General features: G+C 57.7%; 17 protein-coding genes. 11 read left to right on the top strand and 6 right to left on the bottom strand.

All coding sequences use genetic code 11. The annotated features are described in order from the left end of the window. The first annotated feature begins 257 nt into the window (after positions 1-257). A complete protein-coding gene (locus tag BLX89_RS20885; RefSeq protein WP_075292902.1) occupies positions 258-479 on the top strand; it encodes a hypothetical protein in 222 nt (73 codons plus the stop codon). Between the two features lie 95 nt (positions 480-574). Here BLX89_RS20885 and BLX89_RS20880 read toward each other — a convergent pair whose 3' ends face one another. From BLX89_RS20880 to katE, 6 genes are all read right to left on the bottom strand, one after another. Beyond that, positions 575-976, bottom strand: a complete 402-nt coding sequence (locus BLX89_RS20880) for a response regulator (RefSeq protein ID WP_075292901.1) — start codon at positions 974-976, stop codon at positions 575-577. Positions 977-1,077: 101 nt separating this feature from the next. Continuing rightward, a complete protein-coding gene (locus BLX89_RS20875) occupies positions 1,078-1,293 on the bottom strand; it encodes a hypothetical protein (RefSeq protein ID WP_075292900.1) in 216 nt (71 codons plus the stop codon). Then, entirely contained in the window at positions 1,286-2,089 is an 804-nt protein-coding gene (gene xth, locus BLX89_RS20870; protein ID WP_075292899.1) for an exodeoxyribonuclease III, read from the bottom strand. Before xth ends, BLX89_RS20875 begins: the two co-directional genes overlap by 8 nt. A 3-nt stretch (positions 2,090-2,092) precedes the next feature. Then, entirely contained in the window at positions 2,093-2,269 is a 177-nt protein-coding gene (locus BLX89_RS20865; RefSeq protein ID WP_143523711.1) for a hypothetical protein, read from the bottom strand. A 40-nt stretch (positions 2,270-2,309) separates the two neighbouring features. Then, entirely contained in the window at positions 2,310-2,501 is a 192-nt protein-coding gene (locus BLX89_RS20860) for a hypothetical protein (protein ID WP_075292897.1), read from the bottom strand. Between the two features lie 762 nt (positions 2,502-3,263). Beyond that, on the bottom strand, positions 3,264-5,414 hold the full coding sequence (gene katE, locus BLX89_RS20855) for a catalase (RefSeq protein ID WP_075292896.1): 2,151 nt from the start codon (positions 5,412-5,414) through the stop codon (positions 3,264-3,266). A gap of 274 nt (positions 5,415-5,688) precedes the next feature. On the opposite strand from katE, the gene coxB reads away from it, so the two are divergent. The 10 genes from coxB (at position 5,689) to BLX89_RS20805 (ending at position 15,873) form a co-directional block, all read left to right on the top strand. Further along, positions 5,689-6,624: a cytochrome c oxidase subunit II gene (coxB, locus tag BLX89_RS20850; protein ID WP_245292886.1), complete on the top strand. Its 936-nt coding sequence runs from the start codon at positions 5,689-5,691 to the stop codon at positions 6,622-6,624. Further along, positions 6,621-9,131 carry a cytochrome c oxidase subunit I gene (ctaD, locus tag BLX89_RS20845; RefSeq protein WP_075292895.1) on the top strand — a complete coding sequence of 837 codons (2,511 nt, stop codon included), beginning with the start codon at positions 6,621-6,623 and terminating at the stop codon, positions 9,129-9,131. The genes coxB and ctaD overlap by 4 nt, the downstream gene beginning before the upstream one ends. Beyond that, positions 9,131-9,511 (top strand): hypothetical protein, encoded by a 381-nt coding sequence (locus tag BLX89_RS20840; RefSeq protein WP_075292894.1) that lies wholly within the window; start codon positions 9,131-9,133, stop codon positions 9,509-9,511. Before ctaD ends, BLX89_RS20840 begins: the two co-directional genes overlap by 1 nt. Next, a complete protein-coding gene (locus BLX89_RS20835; RefSeq protein ID WP_075292893.1) occupies positions 9,508-10,134 on the top strand; it encodes a cytochrome c oxidase assembly protein in 627 nt (208 codons plus the stop codon). The genes BLX89_RS20840 and BLX89_RS20835 overlap by 4 nt, the downstream gene beginning before the upstream one ends. Beyond that, positions 10,131-11,171 (top strand): c-type cytochrome, encoded by a 1,041-nt coding sequence (locus tag BLX89_RS20830; protein WP_075292892.1) that lies wholly within the window; start codon positions 10,131-10,133, stop codon positions 11,169-11,171. Before BLX89_RS20835 ends, BLX89_RS20830 begins: the two co-directional genes overlap by 4 nt. A 72-nt stretch (positions 11,172-11,243) precedes the next feature. Further along, positions 11,244-11,675, top strand: a complete 432-nt coding sequence (locus tag BLX89_RS20825) for a DUF2231 domain-containing protein (protein WP_075292891.1) — start codon at positions 11,244-11,246, stop codon at positions 11,673-11,675. After that, positions 11,672-13,192, top strand: coding sequence for a PQQ-dependent sugar dehydrogenase (locus BLX89_RS20820; protein ID WP_075292890.1), 1,521 nt, complete (start codon positions 11,672-11,674; stop codon positions 13,190-13,192). Before BLX89_RS20825 ends, BLX89_RS20820 begins: the two co-directional genes overlap by 4 nt. 203 nt (positions 13,193-13,395) lie before the next feature. Then, on the top strand, positions 13,396-13,812 hold the full coding sequence (locus tag BLX89_RS20815) for a helix-turn-helix domain-containing protein (protein WP_075292889.1): 417 nt from the start codon (positions 13,396-13,398) through the stop codon (positions 13,810-13,812). Between the two features lie 195 nt (positions 13,813-14,007). Then, complete coding sequence (locus BLX89_RS20810) at positions 14,008-15,636, top strand: tetratricopeptide repeat protein (RefSeq protein ID WP_083637782.1); 1,629 nt, start codon at positions 14,008-14,010, stop codon at positions 15,634-15,636. Positions 15,637-15,654: 18 nt separating this feature from the next. Next, positions 15,655-15,873, top strand: a complete 219-nt coding sequence (locus BLX89_RS20805; RefSeq protein ID WP_075292958.1) for a hypothetical protein — start codon at positions 15,655-15,657, stop codon at positions 15,871-15,873. The last annotated feature ends 10 nt before the right edge of the window (positions 15,874-15,883 follow it).

The raw sequence follows: 15,883 nt of genomic DNA, 5'->3' as shown, positions 1-15,883 counted from the left end.
GTGTTGTTCGTGGACTTCATGTCCCTTGAATGCAGATGTTCACTTTCTGTTCCGTAGCGTGACAAGAGTCAAGTCTCGCCAAACCGTCTGCTTTTCGAAAAAACCTGAAAAATTTGAGAAATCATAAGGTGAATCAGCGAACTAAAATTTTTTCACTAAATGTCTGGGGTGACTCCCTTTTTGTCGTCCACTGCCCTTGAAGGCTGCAAAAGCCAGCCCAAATGGTGGCGGTCAAACGGGAGTATCGATAGACTGTCATGCGTGCATTTTTTGAAACGACTTTTGGCCCAGCGGAGTTGGAAGTTGTCGACACTGTGCTGGAGGAGTGGCGCGTGACCCACGGGCTGCCAAAAGGCAGTCCAGATGTCAGCCTGGCCGCCGCCGTCATCATAAATCTGTTTCGAGAAGGCAACGACACCGTCCCATCGCTGAAACGCGCGGTTTCCCAACATAAGGCTCTCGCCGACCTGCTGGCCTGAGTTTACGGTGACCGTCGACGTTCGCTCAAAACCGTTTCGGGCACGAGTTGTCCAACGGCACTGGCGCCCTTCGCTTTCGGGCGCCGTGCTGGGTTTTAGGCTACACGAAGACGACTGACGTTGGCCTCGGCGCTTGCGCCAGCCGCGAGTATCTCAAGCAGCATGTCGAGGATTTGGCGCAGTTTGTATGGCTTCGCTATGAACCGAGCGTTGTCTGGAAGCTCCTCCTGCCTCAGAAGATGCCCGCCGGACGTGACGATCACAGGAAGTCCCTTGCGGTACGAGGCCACATAACGTGTTAGATCAAGGCCGCTCAGCCCGCCCGGCATGTCGATGTCAGTGACCACTGCGCGAACTTCCTTGGTCCCTAGAACGGCAATTGCCTCCAGTGCGGTTGCGGCTTCAATGACCGAATAGCCCTCGTTGCAGAGCGCGTCGGCAAGCATCATTCTGATAAGCGGTTCGTCTTCAACAATGAGAACGGTACGAGAGCACATGGCCGTTTCCTTCTGCAAGTCCGAATTAAACTCGTCGATCCGGATTTAGATCGTCCCGTCGCCATGACTCTTTGCGAACAAACTTAATAAAATGCGAACGATCAGGTTGCGCCGGGCCAGTCATTGGCGGGGTCATCGACAACACGCATGGTAGTATCATCAGCAGGGTCCGGATCGTGATCAAGTGCTCGACGCAGACGAGAGAGTTCTTCCTCAATCGCCGCAAAAACATCTGCCTGCTCCACCCCGCTCACGACGGCTTCATCGACAAGGTCCTCAAGGTCGAGACGCAGTTTGGCTCTCCAATCCTCAGCCATTGTGTTTCCTCCTTCTGATCGGCCTATCAGATAATTCAATCCATGCCGGCGCATGGTCGCTGGTATGCTCCCAGCCCCGGACCTTCCGGTCGACCTCAGCCTTCACCAGCCAGGTCGCAACACCCGGGCTTAACAGGAAGTGATCGATCCGCAGACCGGCATCCCGACCAAATGCATTTCGAAAATAGTCCCAGAAAGTGTAGATGCGCTCGCCCGGATGCAATTCTCGCAAGGCATCCGTCCAACCCTGGCTGACCAAGCGCCAATATGCTTCGCGAACCTCGATGCGAAACAAAGCGTCATCAGTCCAGCGTTCGGGCTTGTAAACGTCGAGCTCTGTCGGCATGACGTTGAAATCGCCAGCAAGGACGACAGGAACCTCAAGTTCCAAAAGTTCTGCTGCATAATCTGTCAGCCGGTTGAACCACTCAAGTTTGTATTCGAACTTGGGCCCCGGATATGGGTTGCCATTTGGAAGATAGAGACAGCCGATCACCATTCCGGCAACGGCAGCTTCGATATATCGGCTTTGGGATGCTTCAAAATCGCCTGGAAGGCCTTTTCGGGTGAGCAACGGCTCCCCGCCTTTCGACAAAATTGCAACGCCATTCCAAGACTTCTGCCCATGCCAGACCGCACCATATCCTGCTTGCTCGATAGCCTGGATCGGAAACTTGTTGTCGGGAGCCTTCAACTCCTGAAGGCATACGATATCTGGAGAAGCTTCGGCCAGCCAGCGGAGCAGCACATCCAGCCGGCCGTTTACGCCATTGACGTTATAGGTCGCAATCTTCACGGGTCACCGCTTGTGATCGCCCTTGTCACCTTCACCCGGCTTTGCATCATGGGCAGCGCTTCGGCGTTTGTCGGCGGACAGCGAGCGCCCGACATCAACGGATTCCTTGAATTTTCCATCCTCATCCCGACGAACATACCGCTTGTCAGTCCCGGTATCTATCAATTCCCGCTTGCTCATTTTCGTCTCCTTGTGAAGTTCCTGGGTGACCCTCTGATAATCATCCACCCTCCGGTTCCAGCGCCGAAAGTTGCGCGCTGGCGGCCTCCATGATTGCAGTGAGGAACTCGATGCGCTGCCATCCGACAAGATGCGCTTCCTCGAGAAGCAATTGGACGGCGTAATCTACGGTTTGGTTGAGCTCGACCGTGCGTGTGGGATCTCCTGGCTGCTTGGTCGGTGGATCAATCATGTGGATTCCTTCCATGGGATGAGATCACGACGGACAGGTTAGACGCTCGCCTGGCGTTTCGTTGCCCGCAGCGAGAAATCGGAAAAACCGCTGCGTTCACCATCCCCGTCACGTCCGATTGACACGCCGTGATCTCGATTTTGAACCAAGGCAGCCGCTAAAGGTTCCGCGAATGTCACATTATCCGGTCCGCTATAAAGGCAAACACGGACCGTTGTATTCCAAGCTCATTATTGACCAGCGCAAAAAGCTGTCTTGCTTGAGATGGTGAGGACGCCGTCGTCGTTTGCTAAAGGCGCCTAGGCGCACAAGCTATATCGCAGGACAGCAGCGCTGGTCCCCCATGCTGACGATATGTCCCCCAGGCTGACAATATGAACGCTACGAGGGGCGGCAAGGCCGGGAATCCCCGGCTTCGACCGTCATCGACATCATGACGGACCTTCGCAAATCACAGGCGAAAGATCTGAAAGCCCGGGAAACCGACTGACTGAGGGCTCGTCGAACTCGGCAATGTCCGATGAAGAAGGGGCACAGCATTTTCGGCCCCGTCTGCGAAATGCTGTGCCCGCTGTTCGGCTCGATTTCCAGTTCAACAGAATCCACTGTCACGTAACAGTTTTGCGGAACAAACCCCGGCCATCGGCCGCTGCGCGGCGTCGAAGAGCCCGCTTGCAAGGTCCGCGCCGACGACGCCGACCTTGCATAGAGGCCCCGCCGATGTTGAGGAACGCCGGCACGGAACAGTGACCTGGGCGGCACTCACCCCTTGATTGGTGGCGAGGCTTTGCCGAGTTTCACGGATGGTTCGCGACCCCAAACGCGCAGTTTGCCAAGCTCGGTGACGAACGCCGAAAGTCCTTCCTCGCCTGGCAAAGCAAGGACGCCTTCGTCCAAAGCATCTGCGATTCCAGCCTTTTCCATGAGGGGGAGTGCCGATGGGTCGTAGCCGATGTACTTGCAGTGCTGGAAAGCGTCAGCGACAAAATCTCGGGCTGTCGCCTCCTTTACCAAATCGTCGATCGCAGCGGTCGATGACAGGATTGCCACCGCATCAAACAGGACGGACGGCCCACCGTCGATCATGTGATGCGCTTCGATGAACGAGCCGTCGGATGCCGTAACGCCACCAACCTTCGGGGCGATCAGTTCGAATACAGCATTCGCTTTGGTGATGGCCGCGCTCAAGCCTTTCAAAAGCTTAGCATCGACGCCGTCCGTGATCAGGATCCCGAGTTTGCGGCCTTCAAATCGCTGGGGACCGCGTTCGGCGATGCTCAGCGCTGGCGAAGGCTCCAGGTCCTGACGGGTCGGCATGGCCGCATCGGCCGGTTTCGGCATGGACTGGAAGCCCAGCTTTTGTGCAACTGTCGTTGCCAGCGTCTCATCGATGTTCATCAGATGCGCGACCATGCGTTCACGAATGACCACCGCTTCGACTTTGCTGAGTTCGAAGGTGAGCGCCATTGCGATATGCCGCTGCTCGGGCGGCGTCTGACTGATGTAGAACTGACGCGCCTGACTGTAATGATCGGCAAAGCTTTCCGGGCGGAGACGGATCTTCGGACCTTGTTCTTCAGCCGGAAAATGCCGGTAGCCCTTCAGCGGCGACTCCCTAGGGCCTTCATTGCGCGAGTTCGGCTGGTAGTTCGTTCGGCCGACGGGATTTCGCATCGCCATGTGGCCGTCCTGCTGGAAATTGTGGAACGGACATTTCGGCGCATTGATCGGAAGGTGCGTGAAGTTTGGTCCACCCAGACGCTTGAGCTGCGTGTCGAGGTAGGAGAAATTGCGACCTTGCAGAAGAGGATCATTGCTGAAGTCGATCCCGGGCGGCACGTTCTGGGTCATGAACGCAACCTGCTCCGTTTCAGCGAAGAAGTTGTCCGGCATCCGATCGAGGACCAAACGACCGATCGGCTGTACCGGCAACACTTCCTCAGGAATGATCTTTGTTGGGTCCAGGATGTCGAAGTCGAAGCTATCGGCAAAGTCCTGGTCGAACAGTTGGACGCACAGTTCCCATTCCGGAAAGTTGCCGGACTGGATCGACTGCCAGAGATCGCGCCGGTGGAAGTCCGGGTCTGCGCCATTGATTTTAACCGCCTCGTTCCAGGCGACGGATTGCAGGCCCAGTTTTGGCTTCCAGTGAAACTTGACGAAGGTCGATTGATCCTTGGCATTGACGAACCGGAAGGTATGAACGCCGAACCCTTCCATGAAGCGGAAGGAACGCGGGATGGTGCGGTCCGACATGATCCACATGATCATGTGCATGCTCTCAGGCGTCAGCGAGATGAAGTCCCAGAAGTTGTCGTGAGCGGTCTGTGCTTGCGGGAAGGCACGGTCCGGCTCCTGCTTGGCGGCGTGGACGACATCGGGGAACTTGATCGGGTCCTGGATAAAGAAAACCGGAATGTTGTTTCCGACTAGGTCCCAATTGCCTTCCTGCGTGTAGAACTTAACAGCAAAGCCGCGCACATCGCGCGCGAGATCCGCGGAGCCCTTGTTGCCCGCGACCGTCGAGAACCGAACGAACACCGGCGTCTTTTCCCCCGGCCGCTGGAAAAGGTCGGCCCGTGTGTAGGCTGCCAGTGAATCGTAGGTCTCGAAAAACCCGTGGGCGCCGTAACCCCGAGCATGCACCACCCGCTCAGGAATTCGCTCATGGTCGAAGTGGAAGATTTTCTCACGGAAATGGAAGTCGTCTATCAGCGCCGGGCCGCGGGCACCCACGCGAAGGGTGTTCTGATCGTCGGAAACCGGTCCCCCTTGGGATGTCGTCAGGATCGGTGTATCCCCCTCAGCAATTTGATGAAGCTCCCCGCCGGCCCCTCGCTGCAGTTTTTGGTCGTGGATTGTGACGGTTTCTGCTTTTGACGCGGCAGATTTTACGGCGGTTTTTTTCGGCATGGAGCACTCCGGCGAGACGATGTTGCTGATGAAGGTTCATCTCACGCAACTGCGAGGCTGGAGGTTTGTTCCCGGGGGAGATCGACGGACTTCCCTGATGGATGAGCACATCAGATGCTGGGACTGAGCGACCAGGTCATGCCCTCATCCGCAAACTGTGCTCAAGACGGTCTTGTCAGTACGCTACCCCGCTCCATATCGCAGGGTAAGACGTCCAGCGAAGGAGGCTCCAACTATCCTGCGAAGTCTTTTTCCCTTTACCGCGCTTATTCTCGTGGGCTGCACGGGCCAGCAATCCGCACTCGATCCCGCCGGAGACGAGGCGGAAGCGGTCTATCGCCTGTTCGTCGTTATGGTCGCCGGTGGCGCCTTGATATGGGTCAGTGTTACGGCTCTCTTTATCTACGCTGCGCGGCATCGAGCAAACTCATGGACGCCGGAGCGTGCCAACGCCCTTATCAGTTGGGGTGGCGTCGCCTTTCCGGTCATCGTGCTGCTCGGTCTGCTCGGCTATGCCATGTGGTTGATGCCGGCAATCCGGCCTTGGAACCCCGCCATCCAAAAAGAAGGGGTGATCGAGGTGACAGCGAAGCAGTTCTGGTGGCGCGTTCGGTATCTTGGGACAAATGGCGACCCGCCCTTCGAGACCGCCAATGAAATTCGCTTGCCTGTAGGTCAGCCGGCGACTTTTGCGCTTGATGCGACGGATGTCATACATTCATTCTGGATTCCTGCGCTTGGGGGCAAGATGGATATGATCCCCGGCAGGACCAATTTCCTGACACTCACGCCCAAACGCACCGGAACCTACCGGGGGCCTTGCGCCGAATTCTGCGGCACCTCCCATGCCTACATGGCTTTTTCAGTCGTCGTCATGGAGCGGAAAGAATTCGAGGCATGGCGGCATCGCCAAATCGCCGGCCACGAAAGAACCACCGACATTGGCCAGGCGTTGATTCGTCGCCACGGATGTCTCGGCTGTCATTCGCTTCGCGGTGAGGAAAGCGGCGGCGCAACCGCGCCGGACCTCACCCTGGTTGGGGCTCGCCAATCCATCGGCGCCGGAACGCTTGACAACACGGTGGAGAATATCGCCCGCTTCATCCGGTCTCCCATCTCCGTCAAGCCTGGCGCAAAAATGCCGGCCTTCGACATGCTGCCTCAGCAGGAGATCGATGAGATGGCCCGCTATCTCGGGGGGCTAAAATGACAAACGGCACAACCTCGAAAGACATGGCAGAGACGCAGGAAGACGAACTGCGCCGCGTCTGGGCCAACCCGAAGGGATGGCGCTACTGGACTTCGGTAAACAACACCCAGATCGGCCTATGGTACGGATCAGCCGCCTTCATCTTTATGCTGTTCGCTGGCGTTCTTGCTCTCCTCGTCCGTCTGCAGCTTGCCGTTCCGGACAATGACTTTCTGTCCGCCGACCTCTTCAATCAGGCCTTCACGCTCCACGGCACGGTGATGATGTTTCTGTTTGCCGTGCCGATCTTCGAGGCCGTGGCCATCTTCCTTTTGCCCTCGATGCTGGGAGCCCGCGAACTGCCCTTCCCTCGGCTATCTGCATTCGGTTTCTGGAGTTTCGCACTCGGTGGCGTCTTCGTCTGCGGCTCAATTTTTTTCAACGCGGCTCCCAATTCGGGCTGGTTCATGTATCCGCCGCTTGCGACCGACAAGGAATATTCGGGCATCGGAGCGGATATCTGGCTGCTCGGCCTGTCCTTCATCGAGGTCGCCTCCATCGCTGCGGCTGTCGAGCTTATCGTCGGCATCATGAAGTGCCGCGCACCCGGCATGCGCATCAACATGATGCCTTTATTTGCCTGGTATCTCTTAATCGTCGCAGGAATGATCTTGTTTGCCTTTCCGCCGCTGATCGCCGGCGACATACTCTTCGAAATGGAAAGGATGTTTGACTGGCCGTTCTTCGATGCGGAGCGCGGCGGCGATCCGCTTCTCTGGCAACACCTCTTCTGGATTTTCGGTCATCCGGAGGTTTATATCATCTTCCTGCCAGCCATCGCCCTAATGGCGATGATCGTTCCGACCTTCGCTCAGCGACCCATCGTCGGTTACTCCTGGATTGTGCTTGCGGCCGTCGGCACCGGTTTTCTCAGCTTCGGCCTCTGGGTGCACCACATGTTCACCACCGGCCTGCCGCAGATTTCGTTGGCCTTCTTTTCCGCGGCGTCCGAAGCCGTGGCCATCCCAACCGGCGTGCAGATCTTCGTCTTCATCGCCACAATGCTGGCGGGGCGGGTGATCTTTTCATTGCCCATGCTGTTTGGGGCGGGCGGACTTGCAATTTTCGTCATTGGCGGGTTGACCGGCGTCATGGTGGCGCTCGCGCCCTTCGACTGGCAGGCGCACGACACCTATTTCGTCGTCGCCCATCTGCACTATGTTCTGATCGGCGGCATGCTGTTCCCGGTGGTCGCCGGAATCTATTACTACTACCCGCTGATCGATGGCCGAAAGCTGTCCGACAGAATTGGCCGCATAGCGTTCTGGCTGATGTTCATCGGATTCAACACTGGCTTCTTCCCCATGCACCTGACTGGCCTTCGCGGCATGCCACGCCGGGTTTTTACCTACCCTGCCGAGGTCGGCTGGGATCTCCTGAACCTGATCTCCACCGTCGGCGCTTTTATCTTCGCTAGCGGCGTTGCGTTGATTGTCATCGACATCCTTCGCCCCAAGAGCCGGAAACCCGAAGCAGAAATGAACCCTTGGAATGCGGGTACGCTAGAGTGGATCAGCGAACCGGAGGAAAACTGGGGCGTGCGCTCTATCCCGATCATCAGCAGCCGCTACCCGCTCTGGGATCAGCCGGGGCTGATCGAGGATATTAAGAAGGGCCGTTTTTATCTTCCTGACGCTCAGGATGGACGACGGGAAACGCTTGTAACATCGGTGCTCGATGCCGAGCCGCTACAATGCCTGCGCGTCGGGGGTACCTCCTATCTCACCATCGTCTCGGCATTCTCGTTGGGCGGCGTCTTCATCGCGCTCACCTTCCACTGGTGGCTGCTGACGGTGCTCTTCGGGATCGTGACGCTTGGCACCATTCTGATCTGGCTTTGGACGGGAACCAGTGAAATCCCAGAACGAAACGAAAGGGATATCGGCCTCGGCGTAACGCTACCGGTCTATGCATCCGGACCGGCCTCTGTCGGCTGGTGGGCGATGTTCATCACCATGGCGGGAGACGGAACGGCCTTCGCCAGCCTGATGTTCGGCTATTTCTTCTACTGGACGATCCACCCCGATTTCACCGCAGGCTTGCCCGGCCCGGGGGTTGTGTGGCCGCTCGCGGCGGTCGCGCTTTTTGCCATTGCCTGGCTTGTCATGCTGCTGGCCCGTCATGCCAATGCAAAAGATCGTTTGCGGCTCGCACGGCTCTGCCTGTTTTGTTCCGTCTTTGTCACGCTCGCAGCCTGCCTTGCCGGGCTGGCTGGCCCAACGTTGCACAGGATGCAGCCGACCGTTCATGTCTATCCGGCGATCGTCTGGGTGATTTGCCTCTGGACGGTTCTCCACGGCCTCGTCGCGATCATCATGCAGCTGTACTGTCTGGCCGGGAGTTTTACGGGGCGATTGACGGCAAACTACGATGCCGATCTGCGCAATGTCGTACTCTACTGGCACTTCCTCGTCATCACGGCCCTGACGTCCTTCGGGGTACTCGGTTTGTTTCCGGAGGTGAGTTGATGCGGCTCATTCCGAAGGAAGTGGAAACGCTCTGGACCTTGTTCACTGGACCAGTTGTCTGGGCGCTCCATTTCCTCGCCTGTTATATTGCGGCGGCAGTCTACTGCGCCAAGGCATCGCAGGTGTCCTTTTCGTTTGGAACGCTGCGCCTGAGCCTTTTTGCCATGACCGCGGTGGCGCTTGCCGCGATCCTGGTTGCAGCTTGGCTTTCATGGCGCCAATGGGGCTTCGGCAGTGGCGATCCGCCCCACGATGCGCCCACCCGACAAGACCGATTGTTGTTTCAAGGTTTTGCGACGCTCTTGCTCTCGGGCCTCAGTTTTGTTGCGGTCATCTTCGTTTCTGTCCCGCTTCTGTTCATTGAGGTCTGTGCCCGATGAAAACCGCGCCCCTCATTGTCGGCTTTGCCGCGCTCCTGCTTGCCCTCGTGCTCTTAGCCCTGAGTTGGACCAGCGGCTCGCTGGTTGCCCATATGCTCGTGCATATGACGACGGTCGCCATCGGGGCACCCTTACTTGCGGTGGCAATCAGCGGCCGCCGCCGTGACCCCTCCTGCCGTCTCGGCAAATCCGGGCCGATCTTGGCTTCGATTATCGAATTGCTCATAGTCTGGGTCTGGCATGTACCGGTCATGAGAACGCTAGCGGAAACGCGCACCGATGCGATGCTCGCCGAGCAGGCAAGCTTCCTCCTTGCCGGCGTGCTTCTCTGGTCCGCGTGCTTTCGCCCGCAGGCAGAAGGATCTGGCCGGCTCGCGGGCATCATCGGCCTGCTGTTCACCTCGATCCATATGACATTGCTTGGCGTCCTGCTGACGCTCGCTCCCCGCCCGCTCTACGGTGCAGGTGATGTGACCTGTCTGGGCATCACGCTCAGTTGGGAAGCCGACCAGCAGCTTGGCGGCATAGTGATGTTGATGGTCGGGGCCGCTGCCTACTTGCTTGGCGCCGTCGTTCTGCTGGCGGACATTCTGAAGCCTGCACCATCGGAGCGCTGTCGATGACGTTGGATTGGAAACGGATCTCCGCAGCTCTTCTGGCCCTGGCTGCCGCGGGCGTGCTTTTTGCATGGGCCGGCCTTCTGGATGTCCGAGCCAGCACCGGCCACTGGCGGGTCACGGACTGGTTCCTGCATTGGGTCATGCGATCATCCGTACGCACCGCCTCGCTTGGGAAGGAGCCTCCCGCATTCACGCCCGCAATGCTACCACTGGCCGCCGGTCATTACGAAATTGGCTGCGCCGGCTGTCACGGCTCTCCCGCCTTGCCGCCCCCGGTCGCCGCGCAAAACATGCTGCCACCACCACCCGACATGAACGAGGTTTCCGGAAGCTGGAGCGACGCGGAGCTTTTCGAGATCGTTAGGCATGGGGTGCGCTATACCGGCATGCCTGCATGGCCCGCGCCGAACCGGGACGATGAGGTCTGGGCGATGGTAGCCTTCCTGCGCGCGTACCCACAGATCGACAGCGACACCTACCGCCGCCTTGCCGGCTTTTCAGCTACCCAGTCAAGAGATTTCGCCCGTGTTTTGCAAACCTGCGAGGGCTGCCATTCTTCCGAAAGGCTTGACCGGGACAGCTTGATCCCTCGCCTTTCCGGCCAATCAGAAGCCTACCTTCGCGATAGTCTCGAAGCATTTGTTTCCGGAAGGCGCCCGAGCGGGGTCATGCGGGCCGCACTCTCGCAGGTGGCGCAAGAGGATCGACAGAAACTGGCGATGCTTTATGCGAACCAACCTTTGACGGACCAAATCGATGGCACATCAGTCGAGCGCGGAAAAACGCTCGCGCAGTTGGGTGACAGGGAACGCGGTATACCCGCATGCACGGCCTGTCATGATCGGACAGGCGCCAACCCCGCTTATCCCCAGCTTGCCGGACAATCTGCACCTTATCTCCAAAACCAGCTTCGCCTGTTTAAAGCCGGAACGCGCGGCGGCGGTCCCTTCGCGGAGATCATGACGAAGGCGGCGACAGGCCTGAGCATCGAGGACATAAAGGCGCTCGCAGCCTATTACAGCACGCTCTCACGGAATTAACACATCCGCTTGGAACAAATTGTTGGCTCAGCCGTAAGGCTATACTGGCTCCGATTGCGCAGAGGATATCCCATGCAAAGCTCGCAGACGCATTCCATTGGCTATCCTCTCCAGAGATTGTTCGTGCCCATCCCCTTCGTCTGTTTTACGTTGACGCTCGCCACCGACATCTTGTTTTGGCAGACAGCCAACCTTATGTGGCAGAACTTTTCCGCCTGGCTCCTTTTCGCTGGACTCGTCGGCGGTTCACTCGCGGTCTTAGCAGGTATTATCGATCTTCTGCGTCCCTCTACTCGTATCTCCCGACCAGGGTTCGCCGAAATCACCGGCTTTTTGATCGTTCTTGCGCTCGCTGTTCTCAATAGCCTGGTTCACGCCGGCGACGGCTGGACGGCGGTTGTGCCAAACGGCCTGGCGCTCTCGGCTGGCACCTTTCTCGTCATCCTTCTGACGCTTGTCTTTGCGGCCCGTTCCGAGCGCGCCTTGAATTGGAGAATGTCATGATCTCCCTCTACATTCGCTCGTCGGTTTTCGTGCTTGCCGCGACCTCGACACTGGCAATCGCCGGCTGCAATCAGGCTCCGGAGGATTTCGACACGGATCAACAAATAGGCCCCGATCCCGTCCTCCCAGAGCCGTCGACAGAACTGCTTCCGGACACGAAGATTGCCGAGGTGGTTGGCTGGAAGGAAAACGAGACGCCGGCCGTACCGAAGGGGTTGAAGATAACCGCTTACGCAAAAGATCTCGCCAACCCACGCACGGTTCATACCTTGCCCAATGGCGATGTGCTCGTTGTTCAATCGCGCCCCCCGGAGGGCGAGCCGAAGTCGAGGCCGAAGGATATTATTCGCGGCTGGATCATGGCAATGGCCCATGGTGGTGGTCCCCAAAAGGAAAGCAATATCGTTACGCTGCTGCGTGACGCTAATCGAGATGGCGTCGTCGATGAGCGCCATGACCTCCTGAAGGGTCTCAACTCGCCCTTTGGCCTCGCCTGGATCGACGATACACTCTATGTTGCGGCCAGCGACGCGATCCTTGCTTATTCCTACACGCTTGGGCAAACCGCTATCACCGCGGCGCCAAAAGTTCTGACGCCCCTGCCGGGCGGGCCGATCAACCACCACTGGACGAAGGACCTCGCGCTCAGCCCTGATGGCCGCTTTCTTTATGCTTCTGTCGGCTCGAATTCCAATATCGTCGAAAACGGACTGGAGGCTGAAAAGGGCCGCGCGGCGATCTGGCAGGTGGATCGCCGAACCGGGGCCGCCCGCGTCTTCGCGTCTGGCCTGCGCAATCCGAACGGCCTTGCCTTCAATCCGGAGAGCGGGGCGCTTTGGGCGGTCATCAACGAACGCGATGAACTTGGCCCCAACCTCGTTCCCGATTATGCGACATCGGTCAAGGACGGCGGCTTCTATGGCTGGCCGTGGAGCTACTATGGTAACCATGTTGACGCGCGCGTCCATCCTCCTCGGCCCGATATGGTGGAAAAGGCAATCAAGCCGGACTATGCACTCTCCAGCCATGTTGCCGCGCTCGGTCTGGCATTCTCCCTGAATTCGGCCCTGCCGGCCCCCTATTCAAACGGAGCCTTCATTGGAGAACACGGCAGTTGGAACCGTCACGCCTTCAACGGCTATAGGGTGACGTTTATTCCTTTCGAAAACGGCCGTCCGTCCGGTAAGACGCAGGATGTCGTTACTGGTTTCATCCAGGGAGACAAGGCAAGAGGCCGACCAGTGGGGGTCGGCATTGATGGGACGGGCGCACTTCTCGTAGCGGATGACGCGGGCAATACTGTTTGGCGGATCGCGGCCGCTGACGGAACGGTCAGCCTTCAGCCGCTCGGTACGGATCAGATGCAGGGTGGCGATGCGCAAACCCAAGGGGCCGTCAACGAGGATGGGGAAAATGCGGTGGAAACTCCCCCTATTCCATCCAACGCAAGCGAAATGACACAGCCTTCACCGCAACCGGCACAAGCTGAGATCGCGCCTGCGACAGAACCGAACTAACAGTCAGCGGTCGAGTTTGTTCTCTGGATGAACTCTCCTCTTCGCTTCAGCCGAGGTCAGCGCCTGTTCCATCTGATTATCGCCCATTAGAAGAGGACCTTAATCGTGATCGAGATCTTTTGAAACAAAAATAATTCGAGCTCAGGTTGTAAATCGCCTCCACTTCGATCATTCTTCACAGGCATAAGAGGGGGGCAACTGGAATGCAAAAGCGCGAGCCAAATCCAATTGATGTGCACGTCGGTGTAAGAATTCGCACGCAGCGCAAGCTTCGCGGGATGACGCAAGTGCAACTCGCAGACCAACTGGGCATTACGTTTCAGCAAGTCCAGAAATATGAGAAAGGTACGAACCGCGTCGGATCCAGCCGGCTGTCGCGGATTGCCGAGGTTTTGGGTGTGCAAATCCCCTTCTTTTTCGAAGGCGATCCCAGTTTCAAGGGCAATGACTTCGATCCCCTATCGGATGCAGATCCTGTATTTGGCTTTGTGAATACGAAGGACGGACTGGAACTAAACAAAGCTTTTGTCGCGATCAAGAACGAGCGTGTACGGCGCAGCATCGTCAAGATGATTGAGACGGTGGCGAAATCATCGCAAGCGGCTGATCCAGCGGACTGAACCACGGGAATGTTGCACCTTTCGGTTTTTGGGACGCTTCATTTATCGGCGGAGGACGGGTACCTCCTGACCTATCCGCACAAGGGCCTAGTTCTCCTCGCCTATCTTATCGTAGAGCGCAAAAGCGAACTTCGTCGGACTGAGGCAGCCAGGCTGCTAGGCGGCAACATAGATACCCACGCAGCTCAAACCAGTTTGCGAAAGACGATCGAGCGCATCCGCCAGGTCGCGTTGGCCGGAGAAGAAAATCCCCTTACGTTCGACACTGAACATGTGCATTTGAACGCCAAGGCTTTGACCTCCGATATCGATCATTTCGACAGGGACGGCGACAACCCGCTTGAGCGTTTCGTTAATCTGGAAACCTTCATCGGTCGTGTTTTTCTTGAAGGTTTCGACATTCCGTCATCATTGGCAGCCTGGTTGAAACGGCAACGCCATTTTTTTGCTCTCCAACTGCGCGACAGCGTTCTTGAAGCATGGCCGACCCAGATGGATGCCTCCCATCGCCGCCTTGCCAAGCACGCCGCCCTGACGTTGACGGAAACGTTCCCGGAAGATGAACAACTCCAGGAAATCCTCCACGGAAATCTTCTTCCGAAGAACAGCCAAAGACTTACAGCGCCAGCCTACCCCACCGAAGTCCCGCAAAGAGCCTCTGCGATTAAGCCCGATGCGATCCAATCGCCGTTCGCGAATTTGCCACGCCTTGTACTGATGCCCCCCCGGGGAACGCATACCGATATCGCCAGCGCCTTGATTGAAGATATCACCATTGAGCTATGTGCCCTGCGTCACGTCTCGGTGGTCGCTCCCTACACGGCCGAGCGCATCAGGAATGACCCCGACAAGGCAAGCCTGCTTGCAAACCATTCGATCTCCTATTGGGTGGATACCAGCTTTTGCGACGACAGCCTTTTTGCGCAGATGGTATTTGCCCCGACGGACAGCGTCATCTGGGCTGAGCGTTTTGTCATCGGTGGCGATAGTGTTGTCAGCGAACGCAATGCGATAACGCGATTGATTACGGGTGCGATTTCTGAGCAGTTGAAGATCCACGAAAAAAGCTTCGTCGATTATAAGGCTCATCCGGAGGCCTACAGGGGTTATCTTGCAGGCTCTCGACACCTGAACAGGCTCGGTCTCCCGGAAGTCCGAAGGGCACGCTCAGCGTTTCGCAAAACGCTTATAGACCACTCGACGTTTGCACCGGCCGCCAGCGGCATGGCGCGAACATACTGGATGGAATGGGTGATGACGGCGCGAGGAGACATCAATCTCCTCGATCGGGCGCGTCAGGCCGCCATGCAGGCGATCGATCACAATCCGGACCTGGCCTCGGGGTATCGCGAACTGGGGGTAACGGAACTTTATCTCGGAAATGTCGAAGCAAGCCTGGAAGCGCTGGAGCATGCGGTAGGATTGAGCCCCCACTATGCGGATGCGATCTACAGTCAAGCGGATTCTCTTGTCCATGCTTCGCGCCCCGAGGAAGGACTGGTCAAGATCAGACGTGCCATCGAGCTCAACCCGCTCTGTCCGGACGACTACTACTGGGCTGCTGCGGGAGCGAGTTTCCTGAGCGCGCAGTTTCAGGACGCGATCGCCTTCACCGACCGCATGTCGGATCATTCCTCCGTGCACAGACTTCTGGCCGCAAGCTGGGCGATGATGGGCAACGGTCGAAAGGCGCGTTCTCACCGAAAAAAGGCGTTGGAGCTGAACCCTCAGTTCGATGTCGAGAAATGGCTTGCTGTGGTGCCTCTCAAAGACCGGGCCCACAGGGAGTTGTACCGCGAGGGCCTGTTGAAGGCTGGATTTTAACAGAGGGGGACAATGAACATGGCAAAGGTAGTTGTATTGGGCATTCCCGGTGAGCCAGGCTTGTGGCTTGCCGATCTTGAGGCTGGCACGGTATCTCAGATCGATGCACCCGCCGACGGCGCACTTGGATCCGCCAATGAACTTCGGACTGGCGGCTCCACCGTTATCAAGGGCGTCGATTTCGCAATCGCGGTATCGTCAGCAGCAAAAGTATCTTCTGGCCTTCTCGATCCATAAGCTGACCACT

It is taken from the genome of Pararhizobium arenae, from assembly GCF_001931685.1.
Classification (GTDB): domain Bacteria; phylum Pseudomonadota; class Alphaproteobacteria; order Rhizobiales; family Rhizobiaceae; genus Pararhizobium; species Pararhizobium arenae.
This window is presented reverse-complemented; position numbering and strand designations above follow the sequence as displayed.

Bases quoted from the DNA above. Each gene is read 5' to 3' on its own strand.
- BLX89_RS20885 (WP_075292902.1), top strand. From the start codon at position 258: ATGCGTGCATTTTTTGAAACGACTTTTGGCCCAGCGGAGTTGGAAGTT.
- BLX89_RS20880 (WP_075292901.1), bottom strand. From the start codon at position 976: ATGTGCTCTCGTACCGTTCTCATTGTTGAAGACGAACCGCTTATCAGA.
- BLX89_RS20875 (WP_075292900.1), bottom strand. From the start codon at position 1,293: ATGGCTGAGGATTGGAGAGCCAAACTGCGTCTCGACCTTGAGGACCTT.
- BLX89_RS20865 (WP_143523711.1), bottom strand. From the start codon at position 2,269: ATGAGCAAGCGGGAATTGATAGATACCGGGACTGACAAGCGGTATGTT.
- BLX89_RS20860 (WP_075292897.1), bottom strand. From the start codon at position 2,501: ATGATTGATCCACCGACCAAGCAGCCAGGAGATCCCACACGCACGGTC.
- katE (WP_075292896.1), bottom strand. From the start codon at position 5,414: ATGCCGAAAAAAACCGCCGTAAAATCTGCCGCGTCAAAAGCAGAAACC.
- ctaD (WP_075292895.1), top strand. From the start codon at position 6,621: ATGACAAACGGCACAACCTCGAAAGACATGGCAGAGACGCAGGAAGAC.
- BLX89_RS20840 (WP_075292894.1), top strand. From the start codon at position 9,131: ATGCGGCTCATTCCGAAGGAAGTGGAAACGCTCTGGACCTTGTTCACT.
- BLX89_RS20835 (WP_075292893.1), top strand. From the start codon at position 9,508: ATGAAAACCGCGCCCCTCATTGTCGGCTTTGCCGCGCTCCTGCTTGCC.
- BLX89_RS20830 (WP_075292892.1), top strand. From the start codon at position 10,131: ATGACGTTGGATTGGAAACGGATCTCCGCAGCTCTTCTGGCCCTGGCT.
- BLX89_RS20825 (WP_075292891.1), top strand. From the start codon at position 11,244: ATGCAAAGCTCGCAGACGCATTCCATTGGCTATCCTCTCCAGAGATTG.
- BLX89_RS20820 (WP_075292890.1), top strand. From the start codon at position 11,672: ATGATCTCCCTCTACATTCGCTCGTCGGTTTTCGTGCTTGCCGCGACC.
- BLX89_RS20815 (WP_075292889.1), top strand. From the start codon at position 13,396: ATGCAAAAGCGCGAGCCAAATCCAATTGATGTGCACGTCGGTGTAAGA.
- BLX89_RS20805 (WP_075292958.1), top strand. From the start codon at position 15,655: ATGGCAAAGGTAGTTGTATTGGGCATTCCCGGTGAGCCAGGCTTGTGG.